The following is an 18,019-nucleotide window of genomic DNA, read 5'->3' as shown; positions in this document are numbered from 1 at the left end:
CCGGTCAGAAATGGATGACCGTGCGGATGCTCTTGCCCTCGTGCATGAGGTCGAAGGCCTGGTTGATGTCCTCCAGCGGCATGGTGTGGGTGATGAACTCGTCCACCCGGATCTCGCCGTGCAGGTACTGATCCACCATCCCCGGCAGCTGGGTGCGACCCTTGGTGCCGCCGAAGGCCGTGCCGCGCCAGACGCGGCCCGTCACGAGCTGGAAGGGGCGGGTGGATATCTCCTCGCCGGCGCCGGCGACGCCGACGATGACCGACTCGCCCCAGCCCTTGTGGCAGCACTCCAGCGCCGCGCGCATGAGCTGCACGTTGCCGACGCACTCGAAGGAATAGTCCACGCCGCCGTCGGTCAGATCCACGATCACTTCCTGGATGGGTGCGTCGTAGTCTCTCGGGTTCACGGTGTCGGTGGCGCCGAGCTGGCGCGCGAGCTCGAATTTATCCGGGTTCACGTCGATGGCGACGATGCGGCCCGCCCGCGCCATGACCGCCCCCTGGATCACCGACAGGCCCACCCCGCCGAGCCCGAACACCGCCACCGTGGCGCCCGGTTCCACCTTCGCCGTGTTCAGCACGGCGCCGATGCCCGTGGTGATGCCGCAGCCGAGCAGGCAGACCTTCTCCAGCGGCGCCTCGGGACTGATCTTCGCCACGGCGATCTCCGGCAGCACGGTGTATTCGCTGAACGTCGAGGTGCCCATGTAGTGGAATATCGTCCTGCCGTCCTTCGAGAAGCGCGACGTGCCGTCGGGCATCAGGCCCTGGCCCTGGGTCGCGCGGATGGCCTGGCAGAGGTTGGTCTTGCCCGAGGTGCAGAAGCTGCACTCGCCGCACTCCGGCGTGTACAGGGGGATGACGTGGTCGCCCGGTTTGACGCTGGTCACGCCGGCACCGATCTCTTCCACCACGGCGCCGCCCTCGTGGCCGAGGATGGCAGGGAAGAGCCCCTCCGGGTCGGCGCCCGACAGCGTATAGGCGTCCGTGTGGCAGACCCCGGTGGCGACGTTGCGCAGCAGTACCTCGCCTTCCTTCGGGCCGGCCAGGTCGATGGTCTCGATCTCCAGGGGTTTGCCTGCTTCCCAGGCCACGGCTGCACGGGTCTTCATCGCCACTTCTCCCGGTGTATTTATCGTCTATTTATTGCAGGGAATCGGAAAACGGGGATGACCGAATAGTCGCACGATAGCGGTGCAGCCGCCACCGGCCGGGGGAGGCGCGGCGTTCAGGGCCCGTTCATGGCGTCTGGCCGAAACTGTGCCGGAACCCGCCGCAAAGGAGGCGCATCATGGAAAGCAGGATTCTTACCCGTTTCGCAGGCGTCGCGGCACTCGCCGCGGGCCTCGTGCTCGCGGTGCCGGCCGGCGCCGAGGGCGTCAAGCCGGCTCTCAGCCACGCCGGCACGGCGGCCGATGCCGCGTGGCAGGTGGGACACCCGTATCGCTCCGCGCACGATCGCCTGCCGGTGCGCCGCACGAGCGACTTCGGTTTCTTCTACCGCGACCGGGACGGCTTCTTCTTCGGCTACGACCCACGGGACGGACGCCGCTGGTATCGCGACCTGCGGCGTCAGTACTACTACGACCGGTACTACGATCACCGCAAACGCCGCTGGGCGCACGACCGTCGCCATTACCGGGACTGGTACCGGCGCTACTACCGTCATTACGGCGACTATCGTGATCATGGCGACTATCGCTACTACAGGGACTATCGTGACCGCGGCGACCGCGGCGACCGCCGCGACTGGGACGACCGCCGGCGCGACCGTCACCATGACCGCCGCCACCACCGCCGCCACGATCATGACCGCGGCAAGAAGCACGAGCGCCGTCGCGGCCACAGCGACGAGCATCGTCGCGGGCGCGGCCATGACGACCACCGACGGCGAGGCCGCGGCCGGGACTGACCTGCCGGCCGCCGCACCGGTTGCATCCGTAACTGCTGCGATACTGCTGCTGCACCGCTTCGGCCCGCCACGCGCGGGCCTCTTTTTTGTTGCTCGCCGCTGCCCGGCTTAGTACAAAGGCGGGGTTCTTGCAGACTGCGGGCAGACAATGGATCTTGACGAATTGCGTGCGCGGCTCTCCGCCGTGGACCGGGAACTGATCGAGCGGGTCGCGGAGAGGCAGCGCATCGTCGACGAGATCGGCCGGAGCAAGATGACCACCGGTCGCGCCACGCGCGACTTCCGGCGCGAGAAGGAAGTGATCGACATGGGCCGCCGCCGGGCCGAGGAGCTGGGCGTGGATCCGGCCCTGGCGGAGTCGCTGCTGACCCTGCTGATCCGCTCGTCGCTCACCCACCAGGAGCAGGCACGGGTCACCGCGGAGGGCCGCGGCGACGGCCGCCGGGTGCTGGTGATCGGCGGCTCGGGCAAGATGGGCGGCTGGCTGGTCGGTTTCTTCGCCTCCCAGGGCTTCGACGTCACCATCGCCGACCCGGGCCCTACCGACCTGCCGGTGGACTATTACGCGGACTGGCGCGAAGCCGGCACGGACTACGACATCATCGTGGTGGCGGCGCCGCTCGCGCGCAGCGCGGAGATCCTGGCCGGCCTGGCCGAGCTGAAGCCCCGGGGCCTGATCTTCGACGTCGGCTCGCTGAAGAGCCCGCTGACAGAGCCGCTGCATGCGCTCGCGCGGGCCGGTTGCCGGGTCACCTCGCTGCATCCCATGTTCGGGCCGGATACCCGCCTGCTCTCAGGGCGTCACGTGATCTTCTGCGACGTCGGCGTGCCGGAGGCCACGGCCGAGGCGCGGGAGCTGTTCGCCGCCACCATGGCCGAGCGCATCGACATGGACCTGGAGGACCACGACCGGCTCATCGCCTACGTGCTGGGCCTGTCCCACGCGCTGAATATCGCGTTCTTCACCGCGCTGGCGGAGAGCGGCGAGGCGGCGCCGCGGCTCTCGACCATGTCCAGTACCACTTTCGACGCCCAGCTCGACGTCTCGGCCCGGGTGGCGGAGGACAACCCCAATCTCTATTTCGAGATCCAGCGCCTGAACGAGTTCGGGCTCGAGCCGCTGGACGCGCTGTGCCAGTCGGCCGAGCGCATCCGCGAGCTGGTGCGTTCCGGGGACGAGGCGGGATTCGTCCGCCTGATGCGCCGGGGCCGCGAATACCTCGCCAGCCGCTCGACACCCGATGGAGGTAACCGTGAGCAGCCCGGATGATGAGCTCCGCCGCCTGCGCGGGCAGCTGGCGCGTATGACCGAGGAGGCGGCCAACAACGAGGCCATATTGCGCCGCTCCAGGGAGCGGGAGCTCGCGCTGCTGAACGCCGAGAACCTGCCGGAGCTGTTCCGGCGTCTCACCGGCGGGCTGCGCGAGAGCTTCGATCTGCCCCACGTCTCGGTGCTGCTGTGCGATCCCGATCACGAGGTGCGCCATCTGCTGATCGCGGCGGGCACCGGCCCGGAGGAGCTGCCGGACGTCGCGCTGGTGGACGCGCTCACCGGCATCGCGCCCCATTACACGACGCTGCGCGGCCCCTGGCTCGGACCCTACAGCGCGGCGGATCATCAGCTCATCTTCGGCCGCGGCACGGCGCCGGCCAGCATCGCGCTGATCCCGCTGGAGCGGCAGGGCCGGCTGATGGGCAGCCTGAATTTCGGCAGCGCCGATCCCGGCCGCTACACCCGCAGCCACGGCACGGAGTTCCTCGGCCATCTCGGCGTCATCGCCTCGTTCGCCCTCGAGAACGCGGTGAACCGGGCCCGGCTCCTGCGCAGCGGGATCACGGACGTGTTGACCGGCTGGCACAACAGGCGCTACCTGCAGACCCGGCTGCGCGAGGAACTGGCGCGGGCCCGCCGGGACGGCTCGCCGCTCACGCTGCTGCTGATCGATATCGACCACTTCAAGCGGGTGAACGACAATCACGGTCACCTGGCCGGCGACCTCGTGCTGACGGAAGTGGCCCAGCGCATCGAGTCCCGCATCCGGGCCAGCGACGTCGCCGCCCGCTACGGGGGCGAGGAGTTCGTGCTGCTGCTGCCGGACACCGATGCCGTGCCCGGCCGCAGCCTGGCGGAGCGTCTGCGCGCCGCCGTGGCCGAGCGGCCCGTCGCACTCGCCGACGGTACGGAGCTCGCGCTGACCATCTCGGCGGGGCTCGCCACGGTGACCCCCTCGCGGGCGGACGAGGATCTCAAGACCCTGGCGGAGAGCCTGCTCGCGCGGGCCGACGTCGCGCTCTACGAGGCCAAGTCCGCCGGCCGCGACCGGGTGGCCGCGTCGGGCTGAGCGCGGCCTCCGACGGCCGGCCCGTGACCCGGAGGCCGCTGTCTGTGATAATGAGAACCATTATCAATTGTCATCGACGACATCGGCGGCGGCAATCGGGTATCAACCCCACGATCCAACTCAGGACATCGAACTCGGGACAAAGAACGGAGTGATTTCATGAAATTCACGAAACGGCTCAGGAATACCGCCTGCATCCTCACCGGCGCCGCGCTGGCGGCGGCCTGCGGCGGCGGGGAGCCGGACTCGGCCGCGCCGGATGAGGCGGCGGGCCCGGCGTCCGCCGCGGCGGACAGGGTGGTGGTCTACTCGGCGCGGGCCGAGCACCTCATCAAGCCCATCTTCGACCGATACACGGAGGAGACCGGCGTGGAGGTGGCCTACACCACCGACAAGGAACAGCCGCTCATCCAGCGGCTGCTGGCGGAGGGCGAGAATACCGACGCGGACATGCTGCTGACGGTGGACGCGGGCAACCTCTGGTACGCGGCCGAGCAGGGCGTGCTGCGCCCCGTCGAATCACCGGTGCTCGAGCAGAACGTCCCGGATCATCTGCAGGACCCGCAGAACCGCTGGTTCGCGCTCTCGGTCCGCGCCCGCACCATCGTCTATTCCACGGAGCGGGTGGACCCGCAGTCCCTGGCGGGCTATGCCGAGCTCGCGGACGACGAGTGGCAGGGCCGGCTCTGCCTGCGCACGTCGAAGAAGGTCTACAACCAGTCGCTGGTCGCCATGCTCATCGCCCGCTACGGCGAACAGCGCACCGAGGAGATCGTGCGCGGCTGGGTGGACAACCTGGCCACGGACGTTTTCTCCAACGACACCAAACTGATGGAGGCCATCCTCGCCGGGCAGTGCGACGTGGGCGTGGTCAACACCTACTACTTCGGCCGGCTGCAGAAGGAGCGCGGCACGGATCTGGCAATGGCGCTGCACTGGCCGTCCGGCGAGACCGGCGGCGTGCACATCAACGTCTCCGGCGGCGGCGTGACGAAGCATGCGCCGCGCCCCGAGGCAGCCATCGCCCTGCTCGAGTGGCTGTCCTCGCCGGCGGCGCAGGAGTTGTTCGCGGGCCTGAATCTGGAGTTCCCGGCCAACCCGGCCGTGTCGTCCGACCCGCTGGTCGCCGCCTGGGGCGAGTTCGAGGCCAGTGACATGCCGGTGGCACAGGCCGGCGAGCTGCAGGCGGCCGCGGTCAAGCTGATGGACCGGGCCGGCTATCGTTGAGCGCTGACCGGCGGCCCGCCGCAGGCGGCCGCGGCTGGATCGTCGTTGCCGCCCTCATCGCGACGATGACGGCGACGCCGCTGGCCGTCGCCGTCGCGTCCCTGTTCTCGCCCGACCAGGCGGTCTGGGCCCACCTGGCCGAGCACGTGCTGCCCCGGGTGCTGGTGAACACCCTCTGGCTGGTGCTCGCGGTCTCCGCGCTCACCGCGGTCATCGGCGCCAGCCTCGCGTGGCTCACCGCCGCCTGCGAGTTCCCCGGCCGGCGCTTCTTCAACTGGGCCCTGCTGCTGCCGCTGGCGGTGCCCGGCTACGTGCTCGCCTTCGCGCTCGCGGGCCTGTTCGAATACACGGGCACAGTGCAGACCGCGCTGCGCGGCACCTTCGGCGACGGTGCGGGGCTGCCCGGGCTCGGCGCCCGCGCGGCCAGCATCCTGACGCTGACGCTCGCGCTGTTCCCCTACGTCTACCTGATCGCCCGCCACGCCTTCGCCACCCAGGGGATACGCGGGCTGGAGGTGGCCCAGTCGGTGGGGATGGCGCCGGCCCAGGGCTTCCGCCGGGTGGCGCTGCCCATGGCGCGGCCCTGGATCGCCGCCGGCGTGGCGCTCGTGGCCATGGAGACCCTGGCAGATTTCGGCACGGTGAGCGTGTTCAACTACGACACCTTCACCACGGCCATCTACCAGGCCTGGTTCTCCCTGTTCTCTCTGGACGCGGCCCTGCAGCTCGCCAGCGTGCTCGTGCTGCTGGTGGCGGTGGCGGTGGTGACCGAGCGCCGCTTTCGCGGCCGCGCCCGCTTCGAGGCCGTGGGCAGCGGCGGTGGCCGCCGCCGGCTGCATCTCGCGCCCCGCGCCGCCTGGCTGGCCACCGGCTACTGCAGCCTGGTCTTCCTGGTGGCGTTTCTCCTGCCGGTGCTGCAGCTCGTGGCGTGGACGGTGCAGACCTTCGCCGCCGAGTTCGATCCCCGTTATCTCGCCTTCGCCGGCCGCAGCGTCTTCCTGGGCCTGGCGGCGGCCCTCGTGATCGTTACCCTGGCGCTGTTGCTGGCCTACGCCGTGCGCATGCGGCCGGGCTCGCTCGCCGCCGGCTTCGCGCGGGCCGCCACGCTGGGCTACGCCATCCCGGGCGCGGTCCTGGCCGTCGGATTCTTCGTGGCCGTCGTCGGTCTCGGCGACGGCATCACCGCCGCGGCCCGCGCGCTGCTCGGCTCCGGCACGGCCCCCGTGGTGCTGACCGGCACGGTGGTGACCATGCTGCTCGCCTATGCCGCCCGCTTCCTGGCCGTGGGCCACGGGCCGGTGGAGAGCGCCATGCAGCGCATCCGCCCCAGCCTCGACGACGCGGCCCGGGGCATGGGGGTGGCCGGGCTCAGGCTGCTCGGCCGGGTGCATGTGCCCATCCTCGGCACCGGCATCGCCACCGCCGCCCTGCTGGTGTTCGTCGACGTCATGAAGGAGCTGCCGATCACGCTGATGACCCGCCCGTTCGGCTGGGATACCCTCAGCGTCCGCGTCTTCCAGCTCACCTCGGAGGGGCACTGGGAACGCGCCTCGGTCTCCGCCCTGTCCATCGTGCTGGTCGGCCTGATCCCCGTGCTGCTGCTGAACCGTCGGAGCGGCTGAATGCTCACGATCGAACAACTGAGCCACGCCTACGGCGACCAGCCCGTGCTGGAGGGCGTCAACCTGGTACTCGAGCGCGGCCGCATCGGCTGCCTGCTCGGGCCGTCGGGCTGCGGCAAGACCACCGTGCTGCGCTGCATCGCCGGCTTCGAGCGGCCCGCCGGCGGGCGCATCACGGCGGCGGGCCGGGAGCTGTCGGGGCCGGGCGTGCACGTGCCGCCGGAGCGCCGGCGCATCGGCATGGTGTTCCAGGACTACGCCCTGATGCCGCACCTGGACGTCGCCGGCAACGTGGCCTTCGGCCTGGGCGCGCGGGGCGGCTCCCGCCACCGGGACCGGGTGCGCGAGATGCTCGACCTGGTCGGGCTGCCGGGGCTGGAGGGCCGTTATCCCCACGAGCTGTCCGGCGGCCAGCAGCAGCGGGTCGCGCTGGCGCGGGCGCTGGCGCCGGAGCCCGGCCTGCTGCTGATGGACGAGCCCTTCTCCAACCTGGACGCCGGCCTGCGCGAGCGCCTCGCCGCCGAGGTGCGCGACATCCTGAAGTCCGTCGGCACCACGGCGCTCATCGTCACCCACGACCATCAGGACGCCTTCTCCGTGGCCGACGACGTCGGCGTGCTCACCGGCGGACGGCTGCTGCAGTGGGATACGGCCTACAACATCTATCACCGGCCGGCGGACCGGTTCGTGGCCGGCTTCGTCGGCCAGGGCGTCTGGCTGCCCGGCGTGGTGCGCGGCCCGGCCACGGTGGAGACCCCGGTGGCGACCGCGACCGGGCGCATGACCGAGACGTTGCCCGTCGGCACCGAGGTGGAGCTGCTGCTGCGCCCGGACGACGTCGTGCACGACGACGAGAGCGCGCTGAAGGCCCGGGTGGTGAGCCGGCGCTTCCGCGGGCCCCAGTTCCTCTACGAACTCAGCACGACCGACGGCAGCCGGCTGCTCTCGGCCGTGCCCAGTCATCACGACCACGCGGTCGGCGAGATGATCGGCATCCGCATCGAGACGGACCACATGGTGGTGTTCCCGGCCGGCGCGGCGGCCGTCGAACCGGCCGCACCGGACCGGTCGCACAGAATCCTCGCACAGGATCCTAGCGCCGCTGGCGCCACATGAGCGCGAGGAACAGCGGCACGCCCAGCAGGGCCGTGAGCGTGCCCACCGGCAGCTGACGCGGCGCCAGGGCAGTGCGCGCCAGCGTGTCGGCCACCACCAGCAGGATGCCGCCGGCGATGGCGGCGGCCGGTATCACGCGGCGATGCTCGCTGCCGGTCACCAGCCGGATCATGTGCGGCACCACCAGGCCGACGAAACCGATGGTGCCCGCGGCGGTGACCGCGACGGCGGTCAGCAGGGCCGCGCCGACGAAGATCGCGGCCTGAACGAGTGCGACCCGCTGCCCCAGGATGGCGGCCATGGTCTCGCCCCGGGCCAGCACGTTCAGCTCCCGCGCGGCGGCCAGGGCCAACGCGGTGCCGACGGCCAGCGCCACCAGCAGGGGCGCAGGCGCGTGCGCGAAGGAGAAGTCGCCCATCAGCCAGAACAGCATGCCGTGGATGCCCTGCTCCGGCGACAGCGTGAGCAGCAGGCCGATCACCGCGGAGAGCCCCGACGCCAGTACCACGCCGGTCAGCAGCAGCCGGGCCGGGGTCCAGCTGCCGCTGCCGTGGGCCACCAGGAACACGACCAGCATCGCGCCGAGAGCGCCGGTGAAGGCGCCGGCATCTACGGCCCAGGGCGCCAGCCCGACGGACAGGGCCGCCAGCGCCCCGACGGCGGCGCCGCCGGAGGTGCCGAGAATGTAGGGATCGGCGAGCGGGTTGCGCAGCAGCACTTGCATCAGTACGCCGGCCAGCGCGAGCAGCCCGCCCACGGCAAAGGCGGACAGCGCGCGGGGCAGGCGCAGCTCCAGCACCAGGTCCCGTTCGCCGGGGCTGCCGCCGCCGGCCAGAATCTCCGCGATCCGCGTCAGCGGCAGCGGCTCGCTGCCGGTCGCCAGCGCTGCGGCCAGGCACGCGAGCGCCAGCAGCAGGAGGCCGGGCAGCAGCAGCTTCTGCGGCAGGGTCATGACGCCTTCCGTCGCTGGTCCGCTATTCGGGATTGTGGAAGAATGACGGCCAAGAGGTTTTCCATGAATTCCGACAATATCGACGAGCACGGCTTCCGCGCGAACGTCGGCATCATACTGGCGAACGAGGCCGATCGTCTGCTGCTGGCCGGCCGCGCCGGGCGCAAGGGATGGCAATTCCCCCAGGGCGGCGTCGACCGCGGCGAGAGCGCGGAGGAGGCGATGTTCCGGGAGCTGTACGAGGAACTCGGCCTCGAGCGCCACGACGTCCAGGTGCTGGGGGCCACCCGGGACTGGATTTCCTATCGCCTGCCGGAGCGCTACGTCCGCCGCCGGGGTCACGGCGGCGACCAACCGGTCTGCATCGGCCAGAAGCAGCGCTGGTTCCTGCTGCGCTTCGTCTCCGCCGAGGAGCGGCTGCGCCTCGACCTGAGCCACACGCCCGAATTCGACCGCTGGCGCTGGGTGGATTACTGGCGGCCGGTCAACGAGGTCATCTACTTCAAACGCCGGGTCTACGCCCGGGCGCTGTTCGAGCTGGCCACCCACCTGTTCCCGGAGGGCCCGCCGCCGCAGCCGCGCTGGTGGCCGCACCGCTGGCGGGCCGTGTTCACGAAGGACCTGCGCCGCGCCGGGTTCACGCCCTGAGGGCATCGCCGGCGCATGCCCCACACGGTACCGCCGCAGGGCCGGCGCGTGGCCGATCCGTGACATACCGCACTTCCGGGGGCGGCGGCCGCCGCGTACCATAACCCCCCGTTTTGACAGAATCCGGCGACCCCCGAACCTATGCCCAACGCCTCCCCGATCCGCAGCCGTGTGCTGGCCGCCGTCGCCCTCGCGGCCGTCCTCGGCGCCGGCTACCTCGTGTACGAGGCGGGCCGCCTGCACGCGGGCTACAACCGCCTGGAGGCCGCCCGCGAGCGGGACGAGCTGGCCGAGCGCATCGCCGCGCTGGAGGCCGAGGGGGCGGCGCTGCGCGAGGAGATCATCAAGCTGGAGACGCTGCGCAAGACGGACCAGGAGGCGTACAAGGCCATCGACGAGGGGTTCCGCTCGCTGCAGGACAAGATCCAGGAGCAGCGCGAGGCCATCGCGTTCTACCGGGGCATCATCTCGCCGGCGGACTCCAGCAGCGGCCTGCGGGTGCAGGACTTCCAGGTATTGCGCGGCGCGGAGGAGTCCCGCTATCGTCTGCGGCTGGTGCTCGTCCAGGTGAAACAGCACCACCAGCGCGTGTCGGGGACGGTGCGCCTGTCGGTGGACGGGGCGCGGGGCGGCGAGGCCGTCACCATCCCCTTTGGCCAGCTCGCGGCCGAAGACGACGACGCGCGCTGGGCGTTCTCGTTCCGGTACTTCCAGGACTTCGAACGGGAGCTGGTGCTGCCGGAGGGATTCGAGCCGGACCGCGTCAACGTAGAACTGATGCCGAGCGGCAGCGGCAGCTCGGGCATCAAGCAGAGTTTTCCCTGGTCCACGAGCCCGGGATGAGCCCGGGGGTCCACGAGCCCGGGATGAGCTCGGGGGTCCACGAGCCCGGGATCAGCCCGCTTCACGGAGTAAGCCATGTTTGGACGTAAGAACAAGCGCCACACGACCATCGACACGCTGGTCGGACCGAATTCGCGGGTGCAGGGCGACCTGCACTTCGACGGCGGCTGCCACGTGGACGGCACCGTCCACGGCAACGTCAGCGCCGATCCGCAGAGCGACTCGGCGCTCAGCATCAGCGAGAACGGCACCATCGAGGGCAACGTGACCGTGCCCCACGTGGTTCTGAAGGGCACGGTGCGCGGCGATCTCACCGCCAGCGAGCGGGTGGAACTCGGGCCCACGGCGCGGGTCATCGGTAATGTGTATTACAATCTGATCGAGATGGCTATCGGCGCGGAGATCAACGGCAAGCTGGTCCACGGCACGGACGCCCGTGCGGGCCAGGCGGCCGAAGAGAGCGGCAAGACCGGCGACACCGCGAAGATGCCGGCGCCCAAGATCGCCACGGGCGCCAAATAGGAATAGCCAGGTACAGACCCGCAGACAGGGCCCACAATGGCCCGGGGAAGCAGAACGATGGAAAACACGACGACGACGACACCCGAAGCCACCGAGATGCCGCCGCCGCCCCTGGTGTTCACCGACGCGGCCGCGCAGAAGGTGGGCGAGCTGATCCGTGAGGAAGACAATCCCGAACTTATGCTGCGCGTGTTCGTCTCCGGCGGAGGCTGCTCCGGCTTCCAGTACGGATTCACGTTCGACGAGAAGATGGAAGAGGGCGACACCCAGGTGGAGAACCAGGGCGTGACGCTGCTGGTGGACCCGATGAGCGTGCAGTACCTCATGGGCGCCGAGATCGACTACAAGGAAGACCTGGAAGGCGCGCAGTTCATCATCCGCAACCCGAACGCCCAGACCACCTGCGGCTGCGGCTCGTCGTTCTCCGTCTGACAGTCCGATAGTCTGACGCCGCCACAGCGGCGGCCGCCGGCGGGAAGCAGGGGAGACCGGCATCGTCTCCAATACCGACCAGAACGACGACCACTCCCAGGACAGCGTCATAGCCGCTGTCGATCTGGGCTCCAACAGTTTCCACATGATCGTGGCCACCCTGCGCCACGGTCAGCTCACCATCCTGGACCGCTTGCGCGAGACCGTGCGGTTGGCCGAGGGCCTGTCGCCGAAGACCGGCCTGACGGTGAGCAGCAAGGCCAGGGCGCTCGAGTGCCTGAGCCGCTTCGGCGAGCGGCTGCGCGACGTGGATGCCTCCAACGTGCGCGCCGCCGGCACCAATACCCTGCGCCGGGCCCGCCGCGAGGCCGGCTTCCTGGCGGAGGCGGAGGCCGCGCTCGGCCATCCCATCGAGATCATCTCGGGCATCGAGGAGGCCCGGCTCATCTACCTGGGCGTGGCGCACAGCCTGCCGCCCATCGAGGGCCGCCGGCTCGTCGTGGACATCGGCGGCGGCAGCACCGAGCTGATACTGGGGCGGGGCGAGCAGCCGGAGGCCCTGGAGAGCCTGTCCATGGGCTGCGTCGGCAAGACCGAACGCTACTTCCCCGAGGGAAAGCTCACCCGCAAGGCCTTCGACCGCGCCCGTACGGCGGCGCAGCTGAAACTCAGGCCGGTGAAGGCGTTCTTCCGCAAGCACGGCTGGCAGGAAGCCATCGGCGCCTCGGGCACCGTGCGCTCGGCAGAGGCGGTGGCCCGGGAGCTCGGCATCCTGCAGCCCGAGGGCCTCACGCTCGCCAACGTCGAGGAACTGATCGAGCGCATGATCGCCCAGGGGCGCATCGACCGGCTCGACCTGCCCGGTCTGAACCAGCGCCGCGCGCAGGTCTGGGCGGGCGGCCTGTCGATCCTCGCCGAGATATTCGCCTCGCTCGGGATAGAGCGCATGAACATCTCCGACGGCTCGCTGCGCGAGGGCCTGCTCTACGATCTCGTGGGCCGGTTGCAGCACGCCGATGCCCGGGAGCGCACCGTGCAGGCCCTGGTCGAGCGCTACCACGTCGACCCGGACCAGTCGGAGCGGGCGGCGCTCATGGCCGGTCGGCTGCTCGCCCAGGTGGCGAAGCAGTGGAAGCTCACCGACCCGCTGGACGCGAAGCTGCTGGAATGGGCGGCGCGGCTGCACGAGATCGGCCTCGACATCTCCCACCACAATTTCCACCAGCACGGCGCCTACATCGTGGAGCACGCCGACCTGCCCGGCTTCCCCCGCCTGGAGCAGCAGGTGCTGGCCTGTCTGATCGCCTCGCAGCGCAAGCGCCCCGACCAGGATCGCCTCGACCGGCTGCCGGAGAAGAAGCGCAAGCGGATATGGCGCCTGGCGCTGCTGCTGCGCCTGGCGGTGCTCCTGAACCGCAGCCGCTCCGCGGACCTGCCGCTGGATACCCGCGTGGTGGTCGGCAAGAGATCGCTGGCCCTGTCGTTCCCCGACGGCTGGCTGGACAACAACCCGCTGACGCTGGCCGATCTCGACCGGGAGGTCCAGTATCTGAAGCCCACGGGCTACCGGCTGGAGGTGGACTTCTCCGGTCAGCAGGTCTCCGCCAGCCGCTGAAGCAGCTCGCCCTGCGCCGAGCGGGGGTTCGCGTCCGGCCCGGGCGAGAGGCGGCGATAGCTGCCGTCGGCGACGAGTTCCCAGGCGTCCGTGTTGTCCTCCAGGTAGAGTTCCAGGTCGGCCTTGACCTGGTTGCGATGCGACTTGCGCGTGAGCGGGAAACAGGTCTCCACGCGGTTGAAGAAGTTGCGCTCCATCCAGTCCGCGCTGGCGCAGTAGATCAGTTCGTCGCCGCCGTTCAGGAAGCAGTACACGCGTGAGTGCTCCAGGAAGCGGCCGACGATGGAACGCACCCGGATGTTCTCCGACACGCCCGGCAGCCCCGGGCGCAGCGAGCAGATGCCGCGCACGATCAGGTCGATCCGGACGCCGGCCTGCGAGGCGCGGTACAGGGCCTGGATCACCTGCGGCTCGATCAGCGCGTTCACCTTGACGATGATCCGCGCCGGCTGACCCCGCGCCGCGGCTGCGGTCTCCGCCTCGATCTGCGCGAGCACGCGGTCGTGCAGGCCGAACGGCGCGGTGGTCATGCGTTTGAGGCCGCGGATCTCGGTGAGGCTCGTGAGCTGCATGAAGACCTCGTGCACGTCCCGGCCCAGCGACTGGTCCGCCGACAGCAGGCCGTAGTCCGTGTACACGCGGGTGGTCTGCGGGTGGTAGTTGCCGGTGCCGAGGTGCACGTAGCGGCGCAGCTCCTCGCCGTGACGCCTGACCACCAGCGCCATCTTGGCGTGGGTCTTGTAGCCGACCACGCCGTAGACGACGTGGGCGCCCGCCTCCTGCAGCCGGTTCGCCAGCGAGATGTTGGCGGCCTCGTCGAAGCGGGCCATCAGCTCGATCACCACCGTCACCTCCTTGCCCGCCTGGGCGGCGGCCACCAGGTGGTCGACGATGGGCGAGGTAGGGCCGCTGCGGTACAGGGTCTGCTTGATGGCCAGCACGTCCGGATCGGCGGCGGCCTGGGCGATGAAGTCGATCACCGGCGTGAAGGCCTGGAACGGGTGGTGCAGCAGCACGTCCTTCGCATCGACGGCGTCGAAGACCGTCTCCGCGCCCACCAGGCCGGCGGGCAGCCCCGGCGTGAACGGCCGGAACTTGAGGTCGTCGCGCCCGGACAGGTCGCACACGCGCAGCAGGCGGTTGAGGTTCACCGGGCCGTCCACCGGATACAGATCCTCGGCATCCAGTTCGAAGTGGTCCAGCAGGAAGGTGCTGAGCTCTTCGGGGCATTCGCTCGCCACCTCCAGGCGCACGGCGGCGCCGTAGCGGCTCGCGGCCAGCTCGCCTTCCAGCGCCCGCACCAGGTCGTCCACCTCCTCGTCGTCCACGTACAGGTCGCTGTTGCGGGTCACGCGGAACTGGAAGCAGCCGTCCACCTTCATGCCCGGGAACAGTTCGTCGACGAAGCTGTGGATCACCGACGACAGGAATACGAAGTTCTCCTCCCCGGGCTTGCCGAACTCCGGCGGCAGCGGGATCAGCCGCGGCAGGGAGCGGGGCGCCTGCACCAGCCCACGGTGGCGGCGGCGGCCGAAGACGTCCTTGCCCTTCAGCGCCACGATGAAGTTCAGGCTCTTGTTCAGGATGCGGGGGAACGGGCGCGCCGGGTCCAGGGTCAGCGGCGTGAGCACGGGCAGCACCTGATCGTGGAAGTAGGCGTGCAGCCAGTCCCGCTGGCCGTCGCTCCACTGATCGCGGCGGACGAAATGCACCCCGTTCTCCGCCAGTGCGGGGATGAGATCCTCGTTCAGCAGCCGATACTGGCGCTCCACGAGTTCGGCCGCCTCGCTGCGAATCGCTGTCAGGGTCTCCCGGGGCGTCATGCGGTCGGGCCCCGGCGCCGCCGAGCCGAGTTCCTCGCGCTGCTTCAGTCCGGCCACCCGGATCTCGAAGAACTCGTCGAGGTTGGTGCAGGAGATGCAGAGGAAACGCAGGCGCTCGAGCAGCGGGGTGGTGGTGTCCAGCGCCTGGGCGAGTACCCGTTTGTTGAATTCGAGCAGGCTGAGCTCGCGGTTGATGTAGTAGTCCGGCAGGCTCAGGTTCTCGGTGTCCACGGCCGTGGTCCTTCAGGGCAAGGGGCGGCCAATCAGTATAGCAGCGGGGCGCTCAGCCGGAGGGAGCGGCTCCGCCCTCGGCCAGGTAGATGCCGCCGAGGATGGCCGCGCTCTGCGCCCCGGTGACCCGGGGGCGGTTGCCGGGGCGTCCGGCCAGCGTCTCCCGGGCCAGCCAGGCGAAGGCGGCGGCCTCCACCCAGTCCGGGTCGAGTCCCGCGGCCGCCGTGCTCATGACGTCCGCAGGCGCGCACAGTTCCGCCAGCCGTTGCATGAGAAAGCCGTTGTGCGCGCCGCCGCCGCACACCAGCACCCGCCTCACCCCCGATGCCTGTTCGCCCACGGCACGGGCGACGGTGACGGCGGTGAGTTCGGCCAGGGTGGCCTGCACGTCGACGGGCGGCGGCTGTTCCGGCAGGGCTTCCAGCCGGGCGTCGAGCCAGTCCGCATTGAAATATTCCCGGCCGGTGGATTTCGGCGGCGGCGCGGTGAAGTAGGGGTCGTCGAGGCAGGCCTCGAGCAGCAGCGGTGCGACCGTGCCTTCCCGGGCCCAGGCCCCGTCCCGGTCCCAGGCCTCGTCCCGGTGGCGCCGGATCCAGCCGTCCATCAGCGTGTTGCCGGGGCCGCTGTCGAAGCCCGCGCGCACGTCGCGGTCCACCAGGGTGAGATTGGCGATGCCGCCGATATTGACCACGGCCGCCGGCGCGCCGTCGCCGAACAGCCAGCCGTGGAAGGCCGGCGCCAGGGGTGCCGCCTCGCCGCCCAGGGCGATGTCCCGGCGGCGGAAGTCCGCCACGGTGGTGATGCCGGTGCGGGCGACGATGACGTTGGGGTCGCCGATTTGCAGCGTGAACGGCGTGTCGGCGTCCGGCCGGTGGCGCAGCGTCTGGCCGTGGCTGCCGATGGCGCGGATGTCGGCGGCCTCCAGCCCCGCAGAGGCCAGCAGGCGCAGCGCGGCCGCGGCGAAAGCCCCGCCTACCTGCACGTCCAGTCGACCGAGCGTATCCAGATCGCAGGAGGCCGGGTCGGCCACCGCCCGTTCCAGCGTGAGGCGCAGATCGTCTGCATAGGCGTAGCAGGCCGTGGCCACCAGCTCGCAGTCGCGCCGTCCCCGTTCGGGGAAGGCGACGACGGCGGCGTCGACGCCGTCCATGCTGGTGCCGGAGATCAGGCCGAGGAAGAGTTCGCTCATCGGGTCAGGGGGTCAGCCGGCCCGTGGCGCAAGGGCGCCGGCCAGGCTCACTGCAGCGAGGCCAGGCGCGTCGTCCGGTAGCGGTTCAGGCGTTCCAGCAGCGGCTCCGCGGCCGCCATGAATTCGCCGCGCCAGGCCTCGCGGATGGGCTCGGCCTCGGGCAGCTCCACGGTGCGGGGATTGCGGTGCACGCCGTTCACCCGGTACTCGTAATGCAGATGGGCGCCGGTGACCATGCCCGTGGCGCCGACATAGCCGATGATCTGGCCCTGCCTGACCCGGCTGCCCGGCTTCGCGCGGGAATGGAAACGCGACATGTGGGCGTACAGCGTGGTGATGTTGCCGCCGTGCTGCAGGATTACCGTGTTGCCGTAGCCGCCCTTGCGGCCGCGGAAGATGACCTTGCCGTCGCCGGCCGCCTTGATCGGCGTGCCCGTGGGCGCCGCGTAGTCCACGCCCCGGTGGGCGCGGATGGTGTTCAGCACCGGGTGGCGGCGGTTCGGGTTGAAGTTGGAGCTGATGTAGGCGAAGTCCACCGGCGCCCGGATGAAGGCCTTGCGCACGCTGCGCCCGTCCGGCGTGTAGTAGTCGCTGTCGCCCTCCGGGTTGACGAAGCGCAGGGCCTGGAAGGTATTGCCGCGGTTCACGAATTCGGCGGCCACGATCTCGCCGTTGCTGACGAATTCGCCGTCCTGCCAGATCTCTTCATAGAGGATGTAGAACTCGTCGCCCTTGCGGATGTCGAGCACGAAATCGATGTCCCAGGCGAAGATGCCGGCCAGATTCATGATGACGTTGTCGGAGATGCCGGCGTCCATCGCGGCCTCGAACAGCGAGGTCTCGATGACACCGTGGGCCATCTTCTCGCGCACCTCGATCGGGCGCTCGACGATAGACGCCTCGAAGCCGTCGCCGTTGGCTTCCACCACCAGCGCGGAGGTGAGGTCCAGCTCCTTGTACAGGCGGAGCAGGCGGCCGTCGCTGTGGCGGATCTCCAGCTTGTCCCCGGGGCGGATCAGGCGCAGCGGGTCCTTCGCCTCCTTCAGGCTGGTGACGCGGGCCAGGTCGGCGATGCTGAGCGAGTGGCGGCGGAACAGGCGGTCCAGGGTGTCGCCGCGGGCCACCTCCAGCGTGAGCGGCGTGTACGGCACGATCTCCGCGGCCTCGGCCGGGGCGCTCGGCGCCAGCAGCTCCGCCAGCGATTCGCTGCGGCGCTGCATCGGCGGCGCCGGTATGCCGAGCGAGGCGGCGATCTCGCGCTCCATCATGTCGGGGGTGACCTGCTCCGCGGTGCCGCCGGCATCCCGCAACCCGGCCAGCAGGGCCACGACGGCCAGTGGCAGGCCGAGACCGACGGCGAACCAGGAAAGGCGCCTCGGAGCCGGGTTCTTGTGCGCGAGCTTGTGCTTGTAATCGTGCCTGATCGGGCTCACAGGACGGTGCAAGGCGGCTCTCCGGTATAGGGCAGCCGCTAATGTAGCCACAAGACATAATCGAGTCAAAGAAAGCAGTAGCAAATCAGGTCTTTAAACGGGCTTTTTCA

16 protein-coding genes are annotated in these 18,019 nt (G+C 70.2%); 11 read left to right on the top strand and 5 right to left on the bottom strand.

From position 1 onward, the window contains the following. Positions 1-4: 4 nt before the first annotated feature. Positions 5-1,114, bottom strand: a complete 1,110-nt coding sequence (locus ACJMK0_RS10485; RefSeq protein WP_405238154.1) for an S-(hydroxymethyl)glutathione dehydrogenase/class III alcohol dehydrogenase — start codon at positions 1,112-1,114, stop codon at positions 5-7. A 179-nt stretch (positions 1,115-1,293) separates the two neighbouring features. Here ACJMK0_RS10485 and ACJMK0_RS10480 point away from each other — a divergent pair, with 179 nt between their 5' ends. From ACJMK0_RS10480 to ACJMK0_RS10455, 6 genes are all read left to right on the top strand, one after another. Further along, the gene (locus ACJMK0_RS10480; RefSeq protein WP_405238152.1) at positions 1,294-1,914 is read left to right on the top strand and encodes a hypothetical protein; all 621 of its coding nucleotides are present in this window, start codon (positions 1,294-1,296) and stop codon (positions 1,912-1,914) included. Positions 1,915-2,062: 148 nt separating this feature from the next. Beyond that, on the top strand, positions 2,063-3,184 hold the full coding sequence (locus tag ACJMK0_RS10475) for a prephenate dehydrogenase/arogenate dehydrogenase family protein (RefSeq protein ID WP_405238150.1): 1,122 nt from the start codon (positions 2,063-2,065) through the stop codon (positions 3,182-3,184). Then, positions 3,168-4,256: a GGDEF domain-containing protein gene (locus ACJMK0_RS10470; protein ID WP_405238148.1), complete on the top strand. Its 1,089-nt coding sequence runs from the start codon at positions 3,168-3,170 to the stop codon at positions 4,254-4,256. The genes ACJMK0_RS10475 and ACJMK0_RS10470 overlap by 17 nt, the downstream gene beginning before the upstream one ends. A gap of 159 nt (positions 4,257-4,415) precedes the next feature. Then, positions 4,416-5,483 carry an extracellular solute-binding protein gene (locus tag ACJMK0_RS10465; RefSeq protein ID WP_405238146.1) on the top strand — a complete coding sequence of 356 codons (1,068 nt, stop codon included), beginning with the start codon at positions 4,416-4,418 and terminating at the stop codon, positions 5,481-5,483. Beyond that, positions 5,480-7,105, top strand: coding sequence for an ABC transporter permease (locus tag ACJMK0_RS10460; RefSeq protein ID WP_405238144.1), 1,626 nt, complete (start codon positions 5,480-5,482; stop codon positions 7,103-7,105). Before ACJMK0_RS10465 ends, ACJMK0_RS10460 begins: the two co-directional genes overlap by 4 nt. Continuing rightward, entirely contained in the window at positions 7,106-8,221 is a 1,116-nt protein-coding gene (locus tag ACJMK0_RS10455; RefSeq protein ID WP_405238142.1) for an ABC transporter ATP-binding protein, read from the top strand. Here the strand turns inward: ACJMK0_RS10455 and ACJMK0_RS10450 are convergent. Then, positions 8,199-9,173 (bottom strand): FecCD family ABC transporter permease, encoded by a 975-nt coding sequence (locus tag ACJMK0_RS10450; RefSeq protein ID WP_405238141.1) that lies wholly within the window; start codon positions 9,171-9,173, stop codon positions 8,199-8,201. The genes ACJMK0_RS10455 and ACJMK0_RS10450 overlap by 23 nt on opposite strands. A gap of 63 nt (positions 9,174-9,236) precedes the next feature. Here ACJMK0_RS10450 and ACJMK0_RS10445 point away from each other — a divergent pair, with 63 nt between their 5' ends. The 5 genes from ACJMK0_RS10445 (at position 9,237) to ACJMK0_RS10425 (ending at position 13,233) form a co-directional block, all read left to right on the top strand. Further along, positions 9,237-9,821 carry an RNA pyrophosphohydrolase gene (locus tag ACJMK0_RS10445; RefSeq protein WP_405238139.1) on the top strand — a complete coding sequence of 195 codons (585 nt, stop codon included), beginning with the start codon at positions 9,237-9,239 and terminating at the stop codon, positions 9,819-9,821. A gap of 141 nt (positions 9,822-9,962) precedes the next feature. Beyond that, a complete protein-coding gene (locus ACJMK0_RS10440) occupies positions 9,963-10,664 on the top strand; it encodes a DUF6776 family protein (protein WP_405238137.1) in 702 nt (233 codons plus the stop codon). Between the two features lie 75 nt (positions 10,665-10,739). Further along, positions 10,740-11,186 (top strand): bactofilin family protein, encoded by a 447-nt coding sequence (locus ACJMK0_RS10435; RefSeq protein WP_405238135.1) that lies wholly within the window; start codon positions 10,740-10,742, stop codon positions 11,184-11,186. A 57-nt stretch (positions 11,187-11,243) separates the two neighbouring features. Next, positions 11,244-11,618, top strand: a complete 375-nt coding sequence (gene erpA / locus ACJMK0_RS10430; RefSeq protein ID WP_405238133.1) for an iron-sulfur cluster insertion protein ErpA — start codon at positions 11,244-11,246, stop codon at positions 11,616-11,618. A 145-nt stretch (positions 11,619-11,763) separates the two neighbouring features. Beyond that, entirely contained in the window at positions 11,764-13,233 is a 1,470-nt protein-coding gene (locus tag ACJMK0_RS10425; protein ID WP_405238131.1) for a Ppx/GppA phosphatase family protein, read from the top strand. Here ACJMK0_RS10425 and ppk1 read toward each other — a convergent pair. From ppk1 to ACJMK0_RS10410, 3 genes are read right to left on the bottom strand one after another with little or no spacing between them, the layout of a single operon-like run. Beyond that, complete coding sequence (gene ppk1 / locus ACJMK0_RS10420) at positions 13,209-15,287, bottom strand: polyphosphate kinase 1 (protein ID WP_405238129.1); 2,079 nt, start codon at positions 15,285-15,287, stop codon at positions 13,209-13,211. The two genes, ACJMK0_RS10425 and ppk1, sit on opposite strands and share 25 nt — an antisense overlap. A gap of 52 nt (positions 15,288-15,339) precedes the next feature. Further along, positions 15,340-16,476 (bottom strand): anhydro-N-acetylmuramic acid kinase, encoded by a 1,137-nt coding sequence (locus tag ACJMK0_RS10415; RefSeq protein WP_405238127.1) that lies wholly within the window; start codon positions 16,474-16,476, stop codon positions 15,340-15,342. Between the two features lie 47 nt (positions 16,477-16,523). Then, positions 16,524-17,921, bottom strand: a complete 1,398-nt coding sequence (locus ACJMK0_RS10410) for a peptidoglycan DD-metalloendopeptidase family protein (protein ID WP_405238125.1) — start codon at positions 17,919-17,921, stop codon at positions 16,524-16,526. Positions 17,922-18,019: the final 98 nt, after the last annotated feature.

It is taken from the genome of Lentisalinibacter orientalis (assembly GCF_040706535.1).
GTDB classification, from domain to species: Bacteria; Pseudomonadota; Gammaproteobacteria; order Steroidobacterales; family Woeseiaceae; genus Lentisalinibacter; species Lentisalinibacter orientalis.
The sequence above is the reverse complement of the archived record's forward strand: the minus strand, read 5'-3'. Positions and strand labels throughout refer to the sequence as shown.